Source organism: Streptomyces sp. NPDC051109, from assembly GCF_044455885.1.
In the GTDB taxonomy this organism is placed as follows: Bacteria; Actinomycetota; Actinomycetes; order Streptomycetales; family Streptomycetaceae; genus Streptomyces.
On the sequence record NZ_JBITFF010000016.1, the window covers coordinates 112,173 to 128,638 of the forward strand.

11 protein-coding genes and 1 riboswitch are annotated in these 16,466 nt (G+C 73.1%); of the genes, 8 read left to right on the top strand and 3 right to left on the bottom strand.

Translation table 11 applies throughout. The features are described from left to right. Nucleotides 1-120 precede the first annotated feature (120 nt). A complete protein-coding gene (gene mfd, locus ACIBAD_RS26855; protein ID WP_134073768.1) occupies nucleotides 121-3,654 on the top strand; it encodes a transcription-repair coupling factor in 3,534 nt (1,177 codons plus the stop codon). 53 nt (nucleotides 3,655-3,707) lie between these two features. Here the strand turns inward: mfd and ACIBAD_RS26860 are convergent, their stop codons facing one another. Then, on the bottom strand, nucleotides 3,708-4,562 hold the full coding sequence (locus ACIBAD_RS26860) for a hypothetical protein (RefSeq protein WP_398908961.1): 855 nt from the start codon (nucleotides 4,560-4,562) through the stop codon (nucleotides 3,708-3,710). Between the two features lie 270 nt (nucleotides 4,563-4,832). Here ACIBAD_RS26860 and ACIBAD_RS26865 point away from each other — a divergent pair, with 270 nt between their 5' ends. After that, nucleotides 4,833-5,438, top strand: coding sequence for a hypothetical protein (locus ACIBAD_RS26865; protein WP_398908963.1), 606 nt, complete (start codon nucleotides 4,833-4,835; stop codon nucleotides 5,436-5,438). Then, a complete protein-coding gene (locus tag ACIBAD_RS26870; RefSeq protein WP_398908966.1) occupies nucleotides 5,435-6,952 on the top strand; it encodes a protein kinase in 1,518 nt (505 codons plus the stop codon). Before ACIBAD_RS26865 ends, ACIBAD_RS26870 begins: the two co-directional genes overlap by 4 nt. Here the strand turns inward: ACIBAD_RS26870 and ACIBAD_RS26875 are convergent. Continuing rightward, nucleotides 6,936-9,401 (bottom strand): YfhO family protein, encoded by a 2,466-nt coding sequence (locus ACIBAD_RS26875; RefSeq protein ID WP_398908968.1) that lies wholly within the window; start codon nucleotides 9,399-9,401, stop codon nucleotides 6,936-6,938. The two genes, ACIBAD_RS26870 and ACIBAD_RS26875, sit on opposite strands and share 17 nt — an antisense overlap. Nucleotides 9,402-9,593: 192 nt before the next feature. Here ACIBAD_RS26875 and ACIBAD_RS26880 point away from each other — a divergent pair, with 192 nt between their 5' ends. Further along, nucleotides 9,594-10,220, top strand: a complete 627-nt coding sequence (locus tag ACIBAD_RS26880; protein ID WP_134073774.1) for a SurA N-terminal domain-containing protein — start codon at nucleotides 9,594-9,596, stop codon at nucleotides 10,218-10,220. A 76-nt stretch (nucleotides 10,221-10,296) separates the two neighbouring features. Further along, nucleotides 10,297-11,295: a nucleoside triphosphate pyrophosphohydrolase gene (locus tag ACIBAD_RS26885; protein WP_398909024.1), complete on the top strand. Its 999-nt coding sequence runs from the start codon at nucleotides 10,297-10,299 to the stop codon at nucleotides 11,293-11,295. A gap of 13 nt (nucleotides 11,296-11,308) precedes the next feature. On the opposite strand, the gene ACIBAD_RS26890 is transcribed toward ACIBAD_RS26885, so the two are convergent. Continuing rightward, complete coding sequence (locus ACIBAD_RS26890) at nucleotides 11,309-12,514, bottom strand: globin domain-containing protein (protein WP_398908970.1); 1,206 nt, start codon at nucleotides 12,512-12,514, stop codon at nucleotides 11,309-11,311. Nucleotides 12,515-12,635: 121 nt separating this feature from the next. Between ACIBAD_RS26890 and ACIBAD_RS26895 the strand changes: the two genes are divergently transcribed. From ACIBAD_RS26895 to ACIBAD_RS26905, 3 genes are all read left to right on the top strand, one after another. Further along, nucleotides 12,636-13,910: a cytochrome P450 gene (locus ACIBAD_RS26895; protein ID WP_134073780.1), complete on the top strand. Its 1,275-nt coding sequence runs from the start codon at nucleotides 12,636-12,638 to the stop codon at nucleotides 13,908-13,910. A gap of 102 nt (nucleotides 13,911-14,012) precedes the next feature. Next, entirely contained in the window at nucleotides 14,013-15,053 is a 1,041-nt protein-coding gene (locus tag ACIBAD_RS26900) for a transglycosylase family protein (protein WP_398908973.1), read from the top strand. A 282-nt stretch (nucleotides 15,054-15,335) separates the two neighbouring features. Further along, a riboswitch (cyclic di-AMP (ydaO/yuaA leader) is annotated at nucleotides 15,336-15,506 on the top strand. Between the two features lie 2 nt (nucleotides 15,507-15,508). Next, the gene (locus tag ACIBAD_RS26905; RefSeq protein ID WP_134073784.1) at nucleotides 15,509-16,204 is read left to right on the top strand and encodes a transglycosylase family protein; all 696 of its coding nucleotides are present in this window, start codon (nucleotides 15,509-15,511) and stop codon (nucleotides 16,202-16,204) included. Nucleotides 16,205-16,466: the final 262 nt, after the last annotated feature.

A 16,466-nucleotide genomic window follows, 5' to 3' on the forward strand; every position in this document is an offset into this window, starting at 1 on the left:
GAGCGGTGGCCGCAATCCCTCGCGCGGGGGGCCGGGGGGCGTCGTAGGGTGGGAAGCCCCGGCCCGTGAGACGTGTCGGGTCCTTCGCGTTGCCCCTTCACCGGACGGAAGCCTCCTTTCATGAGCCTGCACGGACTGCTCGACGCCGTCACCCGGGACCCGGCCCTCGCCGAGGCGGTCACCGCGGCCGGGGACGGCAACCGCATGCACGTGGACCTCGTCGGACCCCCGGCCGCACGGCCCTTCGCCATCGCCGCGCTGGCGGCCAAGACGGAGCGGACCGTGCTCGCGGTCACCGCCACCGGGCGCGAGGCCGAGGACCTGGCCGCCGCGCTGCGGTCCTTCCTGCCGCCCGACGAGGTCGCCGAGTACCCGTCCTGGGAGACCCTTCCGCACGAGCGGCTCTCCCCGCGCAGCGACACCGTGGGCCGGCGGCTCGCCGTACTGCGCCGGCTCGTGCACCCGAGCAAGGACGACCCGGCCGCGGGGCCCGTCTCCGTCGTCGTCGCGCCGATCCGGTCGGTGCTCCAGCCGCAGGTCAAGGGGCTCGGGGACCTGGTCCCGGTGAGCCTGCGGCACGGCGAGAGCGTCGATCTGGGCGAGGTCACCGAGGCTCTGGCCGCGGCCGCGTACGCCCGCGTCGAGCTCGTCGAGAAGCGCGGGGAGTTCGCCGTGCGCGGCGGGATCCTCGACGTGTTCCCGCCCACCGAGGAGCACCCGCTGCGCGTGGAGTTCTGGGGCGACGAGGTCGAGGAGATCCGCTACTTCAAGGTCGCCGACCAGCGCTCCCTGGAAGTCGCCGAGCACGGGCTGTGGGCCCCGCCCTGCCGGGAGCTGCTGCTGACCGACGAGGTGCGGGAACGGGCCGCGGCCCTCGCCGAGGCCCACCCCGAGCTCGGCGAACTGCTGAACAAGATCGCCGAGGGGATCGCGGTGGAGGGCATGGAGTCCCTCGCGCCGGTCCTCGTCGACGACATGGAACTGCTGATCGACGTCCTGCCGGCCGGGTCCATGGCCGTCGTGTGCGACCCGGAGCGGGTCCGCACCCGCGCCGCCGACCTCGTCGCCACCAGCCAGGAGTTCCTGATGGCCTCCTGGGCGGCCACCGCAGGCGGCGGACAGGCCCCCATCGACGTCGGCGCGGCCTCGCTGCGCGGGATCGCGGACGTACGGGAGCACGCGCGCGAGATCGGCATGATGTGGTGGTCGGTCTCCCCCTTCGCGGCGGACGACACCGACCTGGCCGCCGACACCCTCAAGATGGGCATGCACGCCCCCGAGGCCTACCGCGGCGACACCGCCCGGGCGCTCGCCGACACCAAGGGCTGGATCGCCGACGGCTGGCACACCGTCTACCTCACCGAGGGCCACGGCCCGGCCGCCCGCACCGTCGAGGTGCTCGGCGGCGAGGGCATCGCGGCCCGCCTGGAGGCCGACCTGCGCACCCTGGAGCCGTCGATCGTCCACGTGACGTGCGGCTCCCTCGACAACGGCTTCGTGGACCCCGCCCTCAAGCTCGCCGTCCTCACCGAGACCGACCTGACCGGCCAGCGCACCGCCACCAAGGACCTCGGCCGGATGCCGACCCGGCGCCGCAAGTCCATCGACCCCCTCACCCTGGAGGTCGGCGACTACATCGTCCACGAGCAGCACGGCGTCGGCCGCTACATCGAGATGGTGCAGCGCACCGTCCAGGGCGCCACCCGCGAGTACCTCCTCGTCGAGTACGCCCCCGCCAAGCGCGGCCAGCCCGGCGACCGGCTCTACATCCCCACCGACCAGCTGGAGCAGGTCACCAAGTACGTCGGCGGCGAGGCCCCGACCCTGCACCGGCTCGGCGGCGCCGACTGGACCAAGACCAAGGCGCGCGCGAAGAAGGCGGTCAAGGAGATCGCCGCCGACCTCATCAAGCTCTACAGCGCCCGCATGGCGGCCCCCGGGCACACCTTCGGCCCCGACACCCCCTGGCAGCGCGAGCTGGAGGACGCCTTCCCGTACGCGGAGACGCCCGACCAGCTCACCACCATCGCCGAGGTCAAGGAGGACATGGAGAAGTCCGTCCCCATGGACCGCCTGATCTGCGGCGACGTCGGCTACGGCAAGACCGAGATCGCGGTCCGGGCGGCCTTCAAGGCGGTCCAGGACGGCAAGCAGGTCGCCGTCCTCGTCCCCACCACCCTGCTCGTGCAGCAGCACTTCGGGACCTTCTCCGAGCGCTACAGCCAGTTCCCGGTCAACGTGAAGGCGCTGTCCCGCTTCCAGAGCGACACCGAGTCCAAGGCCACCCTGGAGGGGCTGAAGGAGGGCTCGGTCGACATCGTCATCGGTACGCACCGGCTGTTCTCGCAGGAGACCAAGTTCAAGGACCTCGGCCTGGTCATCGTCGACGAGGAGCAGCGCTTCGGCGTCGAGCACAAGGAGCAGCTGAAGAAGCTGCGCGCCAACGTCGACGTGCTGACGATGTCCGCGACGCCGATCCCGCGCACCCTGGAGATGGCGGTGACCGGCATCCGCGAGATGTCGACCATCACCACCCCGCCCGAGGAGCGCCACCCGGTGCTCACCTTCGTCGGCCCGTACGAGGAGAAGCAGATCGGCGCGGCCATCCGGCGCGAACTGCTGCGCGAGGGCCAGTGCTTCTACATCCACAACCGGGTCGAGTCCATCGACCGGGCGGCCGCCAAGCTGCGCGAGATCGTGCCCGAGGCGCGGATCGCGACGGCCCACGGCCAGATGTCCGAACAGGCCCTGGAACAGGTCGTCGTGGACTTCTGGGAGAAGAAGTTCGACGTGCTCGTCTCGACGACGATCGTCGAGTCCGGAATCGACATCTCCAACGCCAACACCCTCATCGTGGAGCGCGGCGACAACTTCGGCCTCTCCCAGCTCCACCAGCTGCGCGGCCGCGTGGGCCGGGGGCGCGAGCGCGGGTACGCGTACTTCCTCTACCCGCCGGAGAAGCCGCTGACCGAGACCGCGCACGAGCGGCTCGCGACGATCGCCCAGCACACCGAGATGGGCGCCGGCATGTACGTGGCGATGAAGGACCTGGAGATCCGCGGCGCGGGCAACCTGCTCGGCGGCGAGCAGTCCGGCCACATCGCGGGTGTCGGCTTCGACCTCTACATCCGCATGGTCGGCGAGGCCGTCGCGGACTACCGGGCGGCCGTCGAAGGCGGGGTGGAGGAGGAGCCGCCGCTGGAGGTCAAGATCGAGCTGCCGGTCGACGCGCACGTCCCGCACGACTACGCGCCGGGCGAGCGGCTGCGCCTGCAGGCGTACCGGTCCATCGCGTCGGCGAACTCCGAGGCGGACATCAAGGCCGTACGGGAGGAGCTCCACGACCGCTACGGCAAACTGCCCGAGCCGGTGGAGAACCTGCTGCTGGTGGCGGGGCTGCGGATGCTGGCGCGCGCCTGCGGGGTCGGTGACATCACCCTCCAGGGCGTCAACATCCGCTTCGGACCGGTGGAGTTGCGGGAATCGCAGGAGCTGCGGCTCAAGCGGCTCTACCCGGGCTCGGTGCTCAAGCCGGCCACCTCGCAGGTGCTGATCCCGCGGCCGAAGACGGCCCGGGTGGGCGGCAAGCCGCTGGTCGGGCGGGAACTGCTGGCCTGGACCGGGGAGTTCCTCACCACGATCCTCGGTTCCTGAAGGACGCGGCGGCCGGGGACCCCGGGTCCCCGGCCGCCGGGCAGAGCGACGGCTCAGACCGACTCGGCGGGGACCTCGCCGCCCAGCTTCGACAGGTCCAGGACGTCCGCACCCTCCGGCAGGTTGGTGTCGACCGGCGTGCCGAAGCCGGAGAACAGGACCTCCCCGGTCTCGTCCCCCGAGACGGTGGACTTGAGCACGTACGGAGTGCCCTGGGTGGCGATGTAGTCGGTTTCGGTGCCCTCCTTGGCCGCCGTGGTGACCGCCAGCGCCTGCTTGCCGTCGATGGTGACCGTCTCGCCCTTGCGGGCCAGCGGGTTGGGCCGGTCACCGCCGCCCGTCAGCTTGTCCAGGTCGCAGATGTGCCCCATCGCCGACGCCCTGGCGTCGGTGAGCGGCATCTTCAGCCAGCGGTCGGCGAGCATGGTGACCATCGCGTCCGTCTGCTTCTTGGGGGTGTGCTTCTTCGCGGCCGTACCCCGCCAGTAGTCGGCGTCGCCCTTGAAGTGGATGAGCTCGGTGGACTTGACGATGTCCACCTTGCCCATTCCCTCGTACCGGATCGCGCCGTTGCAGCTGCCCTTCTTGTCGAGGGAGAGCTCGAACTCGACGGGGTTGCCGCCGTCGTGCATCTTCGCGACGACACGGGCCGATTCGACCTTGCGCATGGCCTCGTGCGCCTGGCTCAGGATCTCGGCGCCCGACAGGTCGGCGAGCATGCCGCCCTTGCCCGCCCCCTTGCCCTTCGCGGCCGGCGGCGGCGTGGCCCCGGCCGAGGCCGGCGCGGCGGCCCGGGCCGCCCGGCCGATGTCGGCGGCCTTGCTCCCGCCGACCGGCGCGCACGCCGTCGTCAGTCCGAACAAGGCCGTCGTGGTCAGCACCGACACGCCGATGGTCCGGCTTCGCATGTGGATTCCCCCCTGGAACAACAACTCGACTGCCGAGGGTAGTCGCCGCCGGTCAGGGGGCGTCCGCGATTTCCGCGCGCCCCCTGCGGTCCGCGCCCGCCGGGAGCTGTGCGGCGACCCTGCAACGGTTGCGCGCATCCCCTCACTGGCGGCCGGAAACGCTGTATACGCTCAGACCCGAAACTTCGTCGACACGGTCCGTCAGGAGCAGCGATGCACGGCCCCGGCCTCCCGCCGCAGCAAGGCCCCCAGCCCAGTACCGGGGGAGTCGTGGCACTGCGCGTGCTGTTCGCCCTGCTGCCCGTCCTGAGCTGCGGCTTCCTGGGCTGGGGCACGATGCTGCGGCTCGCGGTCGTCACCCGCAGGCCCCGGGACTGGTGGCTGCTGGCCGTGAACTGCGTGCTGACCGTCGCCTGGGTCGCGCTGATCGGCGCCGACCCGACGCCCGAGACCAACGGCTGGCAGGGCAATACGGGCGCCTTCGGCGTCATCATCACCGGGTTCGTGACCTGCGTGTACTTCCTCGTCGCCGACATCCGCCACTACGAGGCCCGGGGGGCGGCGGCGCGCACCGGCGCCTGGTACCCGCCGCAGCCCGCGCCGTACGTACCGCAGCAGCAGCCGCAGCGCCCGGCGTACGGGTACCCGCCGGTTCAGCAGCAGACGCCCACGCCGACCCCGGCCCCGACCCCGGCCCCCGCTCCCGGCCCGGCCGCCCCGCCGCGCATCGGGCAGGTCCGCGCCGAGCTCGACGAGCTGAGCGAGCTGCTGCGCAAGCAGACGCCGCACCCGCAGAACCCCAACCCGCAGGCGAACCCGAACCCGAACCCGTACCCGCACGCGCCCGGCAACGACGGTGAGGGCCCGGCCCGGTGACCGAGGACGACCGGATCATCGGTGAGCGCTACCGGCTGGCCTCCATCCTGGGACAGGGCGGCATGGGCCAGGTCTGGACGGCGTACGACCAGCGGCTGGACCGCCGCGTCGCCGTCAAGCTGCTGCGCCCCGACAAGGTGGCCGGCCCCGGCTCCGTCGCCGACGAGCTGCGCCGCCGCTTCGTGCGCGAATGCCGCGTCACGGCGCAGGTCGACCACCCCGGCCTGGTCACGGTCCACGACGCGGGCAGCGACGGCGACGAACTGTTCCTCGTCATGGGCCACGTCGAGGGCACCGACCTCGCCGACCACCTCGCGCAGCACGACCCGTACCCCTGGCCGTGGGCGGTCGCCGTGATCGCGCAGCTGTGCGGGGTGCTGTCGGCCGTGCACGCGGTGCCGATCGTGCACCGCGACCTGAAGCCGCGCAACGTGATGGTCCGCCCGGACGGCACCGTGCTGGTCCTGGACCTGGGTGTCGCCTCGGTGATGGACACCGACACCACCCGCCTCACCAGCACCGGCACCCCGATCGGCAGCCCGGCGTACATGGCGCCCGAGCAGGCCATGGGCGGCGCCGTCGGCCCGTACACCGACCTCTACGCCCTCGGCGTCCTGCTGTACGAACTCCTCAGCGGCAACGTTCCGTTCGCCGGGTCCACCGCGCTCGGCGTCCTGCACCGCCACCTGTACGAACCGCCGGTCCCGGTGCGCCGACTGCGCCCGGAGGTCCCGCACCAGCTGGAGGCGGTCCTGCTGCACCTCCTGGCGAAGGACCCGCAGGACCGGCCGGCCTCCGCGCAGCACGTGTACGAGGCTCTCACGCCGCTGCTGCCCAAGCAGGGCACCCCGGCGGGCGCGCTCGACCCGACCCGCCCCTTCCTGCGCCCGCAGGCCCCCTGGCCGGACCGCGCCGCCACCATCCCGCCGCAGCCGACGGCGCCGCCCGCGCCGCAGGCGCCGCCCAAGCCGGACGTCCCGGCCGCGGTGGACGAGGCCCGCAGCCTCCTGGAGCAGGGCCGCCTCACCCAGGCCGTGGACATCCTCGGCGGGATCCTGCCGGCCGCGGCGGCCGAGCACGGCGAGCACTCCACGGTGGTCCGCTCGCTGCGCAAGCAGTACGCGGCCACGCTGATGGACGACGGCCAGTACCGCCGCGCCCTGCCCGAACTGCGCCGCCTCGCCGACGAGTTCCCGGCCGGCGACCCGCAGTCCCTGCGCTTCCGCTACGACGCGGCGCAGTGCCTGGAACAGCTCGACGCACCGGGAGCGGCCCTGGCCGAATACCGCTCGCTGCTCCCGCTGTTCGAGAACCACTACGCCAACCCGGACCCCGGCCTCCCGCTGGAGGTCCGCCGCCGGATCGCCCAGCTGCTGCTCTCCCTGGGCGACCGGCCCGCGGCCCACGACACCCTGGTCCGGCTGCTGTTCGACGCGGACCGCATCCACGGCCCGGCGCACCCCTTCTCCACCGAGGTCCGCCGCACCCTCCACTGGCTCAGCCAGGTCCGCTGAGGGCCCCGGCTCGGGCCCTGGCCGCGGCGGCCGCACCGAGCTCCGCGGGTGCGCCGGCCCCGGCGCCGGCCGGATCGGCGGTGCGGCCGGACCGGGGCCTGCGGCGGCGCTCCGCCACGAGCAGCCCGGCCAGGGCCAGCAGGGCCGCGGCGGCGACCGCCGTGCCCGGGACGAGGCCCGGGGGCCGGAAGGAGCAGGAGACGGTGGTCGTGCCGGGGGTCAGCGGGACGGAGACCAGGCCCAGGTAGGGCGTGGCGGGCCGGCCGTTGCAGGTCCAGCCCGCGATCGCCGGGGTGGAGAGGACCGCCCTCCCCGTGGTGCCCGCCGGGACGGTGGCGCTGACGGTCGAGGAGCCGACCCGCAGCGCCGTCGGCGCCGTCGCCCGCAGGGCGGCAACCGCCGGGGCCAGGCGGGCGCGGTCCAGGCAGGACAGGGCCCAGCGCGGCGGCGCGGGAGCGTCGAAGACCAGCGCCGAGGAGGCTCCCCGGGAGGCGCCGAGCGGCTGGAGGGCCGCCCGGTTGCGCGGGGCGTTGCCGTTCAGGCGCAGGGCGCGGCCGTCCGCGAGGCGCGCCGTCGCGTTGTACTCCGGGGCCCACAGGTAGACCTCCGTGCCCGCGCGGCACACCCCGGGCGCGACGGGGTCCTCGTACACCTCGGCGCCCAGCAGCAGCTCCTGGTTGGCGAACGGGGGCCCGTCGGCCGCGCCGTACGAGGGCGCCGGCCCCGGCGGGCGGAGCGTGACCAGCGGCGGGACGTCCTGCGCGCGGCTGACCGTGCCGTCGGGCCGCAGGCGGGCGCCGACCGCGAAGGCCGCGTCCGTCACCGGGTTGTCGATGCTCTGCACGTTGCGCCCGCGTGAGGTCCAGCCCGCACCGAGGGCCGCCATCGTCCGCGTGAAGACGTCCGGGGTGTGGCTGCTGTAGTACGCGCCGCCCTCCCCGCCCAGCAGCAGCGGATCGTTGCCCGTCAGCGCCGGCCGGCTCGGGTCCGTGCGGTACGCGGGCCAGCCCTCGGCGCCGGCCAGCGCCGCGGAGCGGGCCGTGTGCGCCGCGCCCCACGAGGGGTAGTCGTCCAGCCCGCCCAGCTTGCCCTTGTGCCCGAACGCCGTCGTCGCGGCCGCCTGCCCGATCAGTACGAGCGCCAGCACCCCGGCCGCCGGGAGGACCAGCCTGCGGCGGCGCAGGGACCACCAGGCCCCCGCCGCCAAGGCCAGACCGCCGAAGAACAGCCCGAAGCCCCACGTCGTCGCCAGCGTGCTGCCGACGGCCGCCGCGGCCGCCGCGGCCAGCAGCGCCGCCCCGGCGGCCAGCGCCCGCGGCTTCGGCAGCCCGGCCGCCAGCCCGGTCCACGCGGCGATCACGGCGACCCCGGCCAGCACGAACGTCTGCCGGTACGGGCTCCCGTTCGGGGTCGCGAAGACGTGCCAGGCCAGATGGGTGGGCGTCCACTGGAAGGAGAGCAGCACGGCCGCCGTCAGACCCGCCCACCACAGGCGGGTGCGCAGCGGTACCGCTCCGTGGAACGGCAGGGCGGCCACCAGCAGCAGCGTGCCCGTGCCCACGAACAGCGCGGGAGAGGAGAAGGAGTACGTCGCGGGCAGGATCCGCGCGAACAGGTCCGGCCAGGGCACCGGGTCGAACTGCCGCGTCCACCCCGGGTAGGCCTGCTTCGAGCTGAGGAAGAGAGGCACCAGCACCGGCGCGGACACCGCGATGCCCAGCAGGGTCGTTCCGGCGCCGCGCAACACCACCGGCAGCCGCTCCCGTACGCCCTGGCGCGTCAGCACCACCCGTACCAGGAGCACCAGCGCGGCGCCCAGCGTCGCCATGTAGGCGGTGTAGAAGTTCGCCGTCCAGCACAGCGCCACCACGAGGACGGCGGCGGCGGGCCGGCGCCCCCGCAGCGCCCATTCACCCGTCAGACACAGGAGCGGGAACGCGATCAGCCCGTCCAGCCACATCGGGTTGTACGAGGCCTCGATCACCGACCAGCCGCACAGCGCGTACGAGGCCCCCAGCAGGCCCGCCGCCCACCACGGCCCGCGGCGCTGCGCGCGCAGCAGCCAGGCCATCGCCGCGGCGGCCGCGGCCGTCTTCAGCACGGTGACCACGTACACCGCGAGGTCGATGTCCTCGCGTGGGAAGAGGGCGACGAGCACCGCGAAGGGGCTGGAGAGGTACGTGCCGAAGTCGGGCAGGAAACTCGTGCCGAAGCCGGACTGCCAGTTGAACAGCAGCCCGCCCTCCGCCCGCCCGTGCAGGAGGTCCCACAGGTGCGCATGGAAGGGGACGAACTGGTTGCCGAGGTCGTTGATGCTGCGGTGGCGGTGCCCGTACGGGAACACGCGGGCGGCCGCGTCCCCGGCACAGACGGCGACCGCCGTGATGAGGGCGGCGAGGGCCGAGCCGCGCAGACTCAGGCGGCGCGGCGAGCGGTGCGGTGTCGACATGGTGGGCCGACCTTGGCACCGCCGGTCGACCACAGGGTTGCCGCGGGGTGGCTGCGACATCAACAGACGCGTACCCCAACACCCCGGGAATCGTTGGTCGAAGCAGTGGCTCGGATCAGCTTGACTGCATACCATCGATCACCGCACGGCCCTTGTGCACCGACGCACAATCTCCCGGCCCTGGAGGCTCCTTTGCACCGTCGCACTGCGCTCTCCGTCTCCGCCGCCCTGCTCGTGGCGGCCCCCCTGCTGACCGCCTGCTCGGGCCAGGCCCGGCCCGGCACCGCGGCCGTCGTCGGCGGCGAACGCATCACCACCTCCGCGCTCCAGGCCCAGGTGAAGGACGTCCGCGCGGCACAGAACGAAGCAGGGTCCACCGCCGCCCAGCTGATCCAGTCCTCGCCCGGCCTGGAGCGCGTCAAGCTCAACAAGATGATCCAGACCGTCGTGCTGGAGCGCGCCGCCGAGGAGGCGGGCGTGAGCGTCGGCGAGAAGGAGGTCCAGGACTTCCGCAAGGCCCAGCTGGAGAAGGCGGGCGGAGCCGAGAAGCTGGCCGCGGCGGCCCTGGAACAGGCCCAGCTGGCGCCCGGGCAGCTGGACGCGGACGCCCGCTTCAAGCTGCTGCGCGACAAGCTCTTCGACCACTACGGCAGCCAGGACAAGGCTGTCGGGAAGCTCGCGTCCGCCGCGAAGGCCCTGCACATCGAGGTGAACCCGCGCTACGGGGTCTGGGACGCGCAGCAGATCGTGCTCGGCGACCAGGACACCCCCTGGATCGTCCAGCGGACCCGGCCCGAGCAGGCCCCCGCCGGAGCCTGACCCGCCCGTCCGGAGGTAGGTTCGGAGGGTGACCGACCACGCCGCCGAACCCGCCCCCGCCGAACCCGCCCCCGCCGTGCCCGCCCCGGCTCCGCCCCCCGCGGCGGGCCCCGACGCCACGGCCGCCGGCCGGATCGTCCTGCTGACCGCGAGCCACCGGGTCGCCCCCGGCCTGCTGTCCTGGCCGGCCTGGCAGACCCTGCACGCCGCGGACCGGGTGCTGTGCGCCGACCCGGGCCACCCGCAGCTGCCGTACCTGCGCGAGGCCGGCGTCGAGGTCGCGCACGAGGCCCCGGACGCGCACGCGCTGGTCGAGGCCTGCGCCGGCGGCCGGACGGTCGTGGTGATCCCGTCCGGCGAGGGCGACCGGCGGCTCACCGACGGACTGGCCCGGCTCGCCGGCTCCGGCCGCGTCGACATGCCCGACCTGGAACTGCTGCCCGGCTCGTACGACCTGCCCGGCGCCCGCCTGCTCGACCTCGTGCAGGTGATGGACCGGGTCCGGCGCGAATGCCCCTGGACCTCGCGCCAGACCCACGAGGCACTGGTGAAGTACGCCATGGAGGAGGCGTACGAACTCGTCGAGGCCATCGAGGACGGGGACCGGGACGCGCTGCGCGAGGAGCTCGGCGACGTACTGCTCCAGGTGGTCTTCCACGCGAGGATCGCCGAGGAGGACCCCGACGAGCCGTTCTCCATCGACGACGTGGCCGGCGGCCTCGTCGAGAAGCTGATCCACCGGCACCCGCACGTCTTCGGGGACGCGGACGCGCAGACCCCGGAGGAGGTCAGCGCGCACTGGCAGCGCACCAAGGCGGTCGAGAAGCAGCGGGAGTCGGTCACCGACGGGATCCCGCTGGGCCAGCCCGGACTCGCGCTCGCGGCCAAGCTCGCCGGCCGGGTCCGCGCGGGCGGCGTGGCCGTGGAACTGCCGCGCGGCGAGGGCATCGGGTACGAGCTGCTGGAACTGGCCGCGCGCGCCGAGGCGGCGGGTGTCGACCCCGAGACCGCGCTGCGCGCGGCGGCCCGCGTCTACCGGGACGCGATCCGGGCCGCCGAGGGCGTCGGGGCCTGAGCCCCGGCGGGGCTCACCGGGGGGCGCGGCCCGACGGGTTGTGCCAGTGCGGCTCGGGGCGGCCGAGGAACCACTCGCCGAAGCCCAGGGGACGGCCGGCCGGTCCGTGGCCGGTGCCGGCGGCGGGCACGCAGTCGTGGAAGATCCGGCCCGGCAGGGCGCCCAGCTCCTTCAGCACGTGCACGGTCTGCTCGACGAACGGCGTCGGCCCGCTGAGGTAGACGTCCTGCTCGGGCCACATGGCCCGGTGGCCGAGCGCGGTCGCGAGCCGCCCGGTGGCCTGGTTGCGGTGCTGCCCGGGGGCGGGCGTGATGTAGGTGACGCCGAGCCAGCCGAAGGCGGCGGCGTACTCGTCGATCAGCGGGCGGTCGTACAGGTGCGCGGCGTCCCGGGCGACGACGAAGAGCCGTACGTCCTGATCGGGGGGCTGCCCGGCGAGCTCCTCCACCATGGCCCGGATCGGCGCCCAGCCGGTGCCCGCCGCGATCAGGCTGACCGGGCGGTCGGCGCGGCGCAGCGTCAGCTGCCCGCCGGCCGCGCCGATCCGCAGCATCTCGCCGGGCCGGGCCTCGCCGACCAGGACGGTGCTGAGCCGGCCGCCCTCGATACGGCTGACGTGCAGGTCGAGGGTGCCGTCCGGGCGCGGGGCGTTTCCGAGGGAGTACGTGCGCCAGATCCTCGGGGCCCGCTCGCTGCTCACGCTCGCGTACTGGCCGGGGAGGTGGGGGAAGGGGGCGTGCGGGCGCAGGGTCAGCACCCCTATGTCCTGCCCGTACCGGAGGTGCCGCACGATCTCGGCCTCCCACCACGGCGGGTCCTCGCTCGCGGCGGCCCCGGCCATCATGGCGTCGGCGATCACCTGGTACGCCTCGGACCAGGCCTTCTCCACGGTCGGGGTCCAGGACTCGCCGCAGGTCCGGGCGAGCGCGGCGAGCAGGCTGGCGCCGAGGGCCGCGTAGTGCTCCGGTCCGGCGAGGAACTTGCGGTGGTCGCGGCCGAGGTCGTGGAGATAGGGGAGGAGGCTCTCGTCGTCGAGGTGGGCGACCACGTGGGTCAGCGCGGCGAAGAGCCGGTCGCGCTGGCGCTCCATGTCCTGCGCGGAGGCCGGGAAGAGCTCACGGATCCCGGGGTTGTGCCAGAAGAGGTGGGAGTAGAAGTACTTGACCGCGTGCTCGGCCCTTCTCTCCACCACCGCGAAGCTGCTCTTCAAGATCCTCACATCCACAAAACCGAAAGTAGGAACGCCGGGGAACGCGAGGTCAAGCGAGGGCGGATCTGCGGACAGCCGCGGCGAACCACCCATATGGGATGGCGGCGGGCGCGCGGGATACGGTCAGCGGGTGCATGAGCCGACCTCCGCAGCCCCCGAAGACAGCACTCCTCCCCAGGGCCCGACCCTGTTCGACTGGGAGTTCGCGACCGATCCGTACCCGGCGTACGCCTGGCTGCGCGAGCACTCCCCGGTGCACCGCACCAAGCTCCCGAGCGGGGTCGAGGCCTGGCTGGTCACCCGGTACGCCGACGCCCGCCAGGCCCTCGCCGACCAGCGGCTCAGCAAGAACCCGGCGCACCACGCGGAGCCGGCGCACGCCAAGGGCAAGACCGGGATCCCGGGGGAGCGCAAGGCGGAGCTGATGACGCACCTGCTCAACATCGACCCGCCGGACCACACGCGGCTGCGGCGGCTGGTGTCGAAGGCGTTCACCCCGCGCAGGGTGGCCGAGTTCACCCCGCGGGTCCAGGAGCTGACCGACCACCTCATCGACCAGTTCGCGAGCAGGGGGGAAGCGGACCTCATCCACGAGTTCGCCTTCCCGCTCCCCATCTACGCCATCTGCGAGATGCTCGGCGTACCGCGCGAGGACCAGGACGACTTCCGGGACTGGGCCGGGATGATGATCCGGCACGGCGGCGGCCCGCGCGGCGGGGTCGCCCGTTCCGTGAAGCAGATGCGGACCTATCTCGGTGAACTCATCCACCGCAAACGGGATGATCTGGGCAATGATCTGATTTCGGACCTGATCCGCGCGAGCGACCACGGCGACCACCTGACCGAGGCCGAGGCCACGGCGATGGCCTTCATCTTGCTGTTCGCCGGATTCGAGACGACCGTGAACCTCATCGGCAACGGCGTCCACTCCCTCTTCATGAACCCCGGTCAGCGCTCCCGCCTCCAGGACTCCCTCGCCGCCGGCGAGAGCGGCCTGCTGGAGACCGGCATCGAGGAACTGCTGCGCTACGACGGGCCCGTGGAGCTGGCCACCTGGCGGTTCGCCACCGAGCCGCTGACCCTCGGCGGCCGGGAGGTCGCGGCCGGCGATCCGGTGCTCGTCGTCCTCGCCGCGGCCGACCGGGACCCCGAGCGGTTCGCCGATCCGGACACCCTCGACCTCTCCCGCACCGACAACCAGCACCTCGGATACGGGCACGGCATCCACTACTGCCTGGGTGCTCCGCTCGCACGACTTGAAGGACAGACGGCGCTTGCGACTTTGCTGACGCGTCTGCCGGATCTGGAACTCGCTGTTCCGCCCAACGACCTTCGCTGGCGCGGCGGTCTGATCATGCGTGGCCTGCGCACTCTTCCCGTCAGGTTCACACCCCGAAACCCCTGAACGCTCCCTGACCGTAAGTCAGCCCCCGGCAAGAGTTGTTACTGACGTGCTAAGACGGCTAGGTTCTGCCGTTACCCAGCCGTTATGCGAAAGGTGCAGCTCATGCGTTCCGGGAACGGCCGCCACAGACGCCCCCGCCAGGTACCCGCGATAGTCGTCACCGCCGGAGTGACCGGTTCCGCGTTGGCCCTGCCGCTGCTCGCCGCCACCGGCGCGAGCGCAGCAGACACCTCCACGTGGGACAAGGTCGCCGAGTGCGAGAGCGGCGGCTCCTGGAGCGCCAACTCAGGCAGCGGGTCCTACGGCGGACTTTCGTTCACGCAGGAGCAGTGGAACGCCTCCGGCGGCCTCGAATTCGCCGAGCGCCCCGACCTCGCGAGCCGCTCGCAGCAGATCGCCGTCGCCGAGCGCGTGCTGGGCACCCAGGGCGCGCAGGCCTTCGGGCACTGCTCGGAGTCGGCCGGACTGACCCAGCAGGGCCCCGCGGCCGCCGTGGACCCGGGCCTGCCCGGCACGCTCGGCCCGATCGCCCCGAGTGCCTCGCGCCCCGACGACTCGGTCCCGGCCGGCGGCTCCGGCGCGAAGGCGCGGGACTTCGGCGCCCCGACCCCGGCTCCGGCCCCGGTCTTCACCCTTCCGCCGGCGCCGCTCGCGCCCAACAGCGGACTGCCCGTCATGCCCGATCCGGACGCGCCGTCCACCTCGCCGAGCGCCCCGGTGCTCCCGGGCGACCCGACGACGGCCCCGGGCACCCCGACGGCGCCCGCCGACCCGACGGCCCCGGGGAGCCCCACCGCGCCCGGGAGCCCGACGGACCCGACGGCTCCGGTCAACCCGGCCGACCCGAGCGCGCCCGGCGCCCCCTCGGCCCCTGGCCTCCCGGGGGCCACCACCGACCCGGCCGGCATCCCGGACCCCTCCGGCACCGGCAAGCACCGCGGTACGCCCGCTCTTGAGGTGCCCGTCGCCTCTGACGCGGCGTCGGACCCCTCGTACACGGTCCAGGCGGGCGACAGCCTCGCCGCGATCGCGTCTGCCAAGGGGGTCAAGGGCGGCTGGAACGCGCTCTACCAGGCCAACGAGCAGGTCATCGGCGATGACGCCAACCTGATCAAGCCCGGCCAGAATCTGGATCTAAGCTAGAAATAGCGGCACTTCGGGCACCCGTAAAAGGCTGAATGTCCGTTATCTGCAAGTGAGACATGTGTCTCTTCCGGTCAACTGGCGTGTCCCGCCTGGAGCCTTCCGCAAACCCCGCCCTCACCTGCGCAAACGCCGGTGAGGGGAGGGCAAGTAGGGGCCGTTTCTCCCCGGTGTTCCTCGTTGAACATCGGGGAGAGACCTGTCTACCTTCTGAGTCGCCCGCCACCGCGGGCTCCTTCGTCCGCATCGCCGAATCCTGCCGGCGGACGGAGGGAACAGTCGTCGCGTCAAGCGCCGAAGGCAGGAGCGGGGGAACCAAGGTAGGCGCCGGGAGCGGCCGTTGAGAGACGGCCGGGGAACCGGCTAGGGGTTAAGTCGTGCGCCAGTCGCGCGGCCGGGCACTCATCAGCCCGAACCCGACAGCTCACCTCGTAGGCGTCGGTGAGGAGAACTCCATGCTGATTTCCGGCAAGGGCAAGCACCGCCGCGCCTCCAAGGCCGCTCGCATCGTCACGCTCGCCGGTGTCGCCGGTGTCGCCGTCGCCGCCCCCCTGATGGCGGCCGGCTCGGCCTCCGCCGCCACCGCGTCCCAGTGGGACGCCGTCGCGAGCTGCGAGTCCGGCGGCAACTGGTCCATCAACACGGGCAACGGCTACTACGGCGGCCTGCAGTTCTCGTCTTCCACGTGGGCCGCGTACGGCGGCAAGTCGTACGCCGCGCAGGCCAACCAGGCCTCCAAGTCGCAGCAGATAGCCATCGCCGAGAAGGTCCTCAAGGGCCAGGGCAAGGGCGCCTGGCCGGTCTGCGGCAAGGGCCTCTCCAACTCTGCTTACGACGGTGGCGGCGCGACCGACACCCCGAAGAAGACGGAGACGAAGACCGAGACCAAGAAGACCCAGCCGAAGAAGACCGAGCCGAAGAAGGAGACCAAGCGCGAGAGCTCCGCGCCGGTCACCCGCTCGGAGCGCGCCGAGGCCCCCGTCGTGAAGACCGGCAACGGTTCGTACGAGGTCAAGTCGGGCGACACCCTCGGCACCATCGCCGAGGCCAACGGCGTCAAGGGCGGCTGGGAGAAGCTCTTCGAGCTCAACAAGGACATCGTCTCGGACGCCGACCTCATCTTCCCGGGTCAGATGCTGAAGCTCAGCTGAATCCTGCAGTGACAACCGCGGCCGCCCGAGCGGCGCCGCGGCAGCCCGACCGCCCGGCGCGTCTTCCCCTCACGCGCCGGGCGGCGGCGTTTTCCGGGACCCGGACCGGCCCCGGCCGGGTCCGGCCGGCTCCGATGTGCCGGCGTTCGAGGGCCCTATGTCCCGGAAGGCGGGTATTCGGGCCCTTTTTCGTCCCAGGAGGCGGGCGGTCGGCCGGTCGAGTGCCCGGAGCCGGTTAGGCTCTAGTCGGCGGGGCCATCCC

Bases quoted from the DNA above. Each gene is read 5' to 3' on its own strand.
- ACIBAD_RS26900 (WP_398908973.1), top strand. From the start codon at position 14,013: ATGCGTTCCGGGAACGGCCGCCACAGACGCCCCCGCCAGGTACCCGCG.
- ACIBAD_RS26860 (WP_398908961.1), bottom strand. From the start codon at position 4,562: ATGCGAAGCCGGACCATCGGCGTGTCGGTGCTGACCACGACGGCCTTG.
- ACIBAD_RS26875 (WP_398908968.1), bottom strand. From the start codon at position 9,401: ATGTCGACACCGCACCGCTCGCCGCGCCGCCTGAGTCTGCGCGGCTCG.
- mfd (WP_134073768.1), top strand. From the start codon at position 121: ATGAGCCTGCACGGACTGCTCGACGCCGTCACCCGGGACCCGGCCCTC.
- ACIBAD_RS26905 (WP_134073784.1), top strand. From the start codon at position 15,509: ATGCTGATTTCCGGCAAGGGCAAGCACCGCCGCGCCTCCAAGGCCGCT.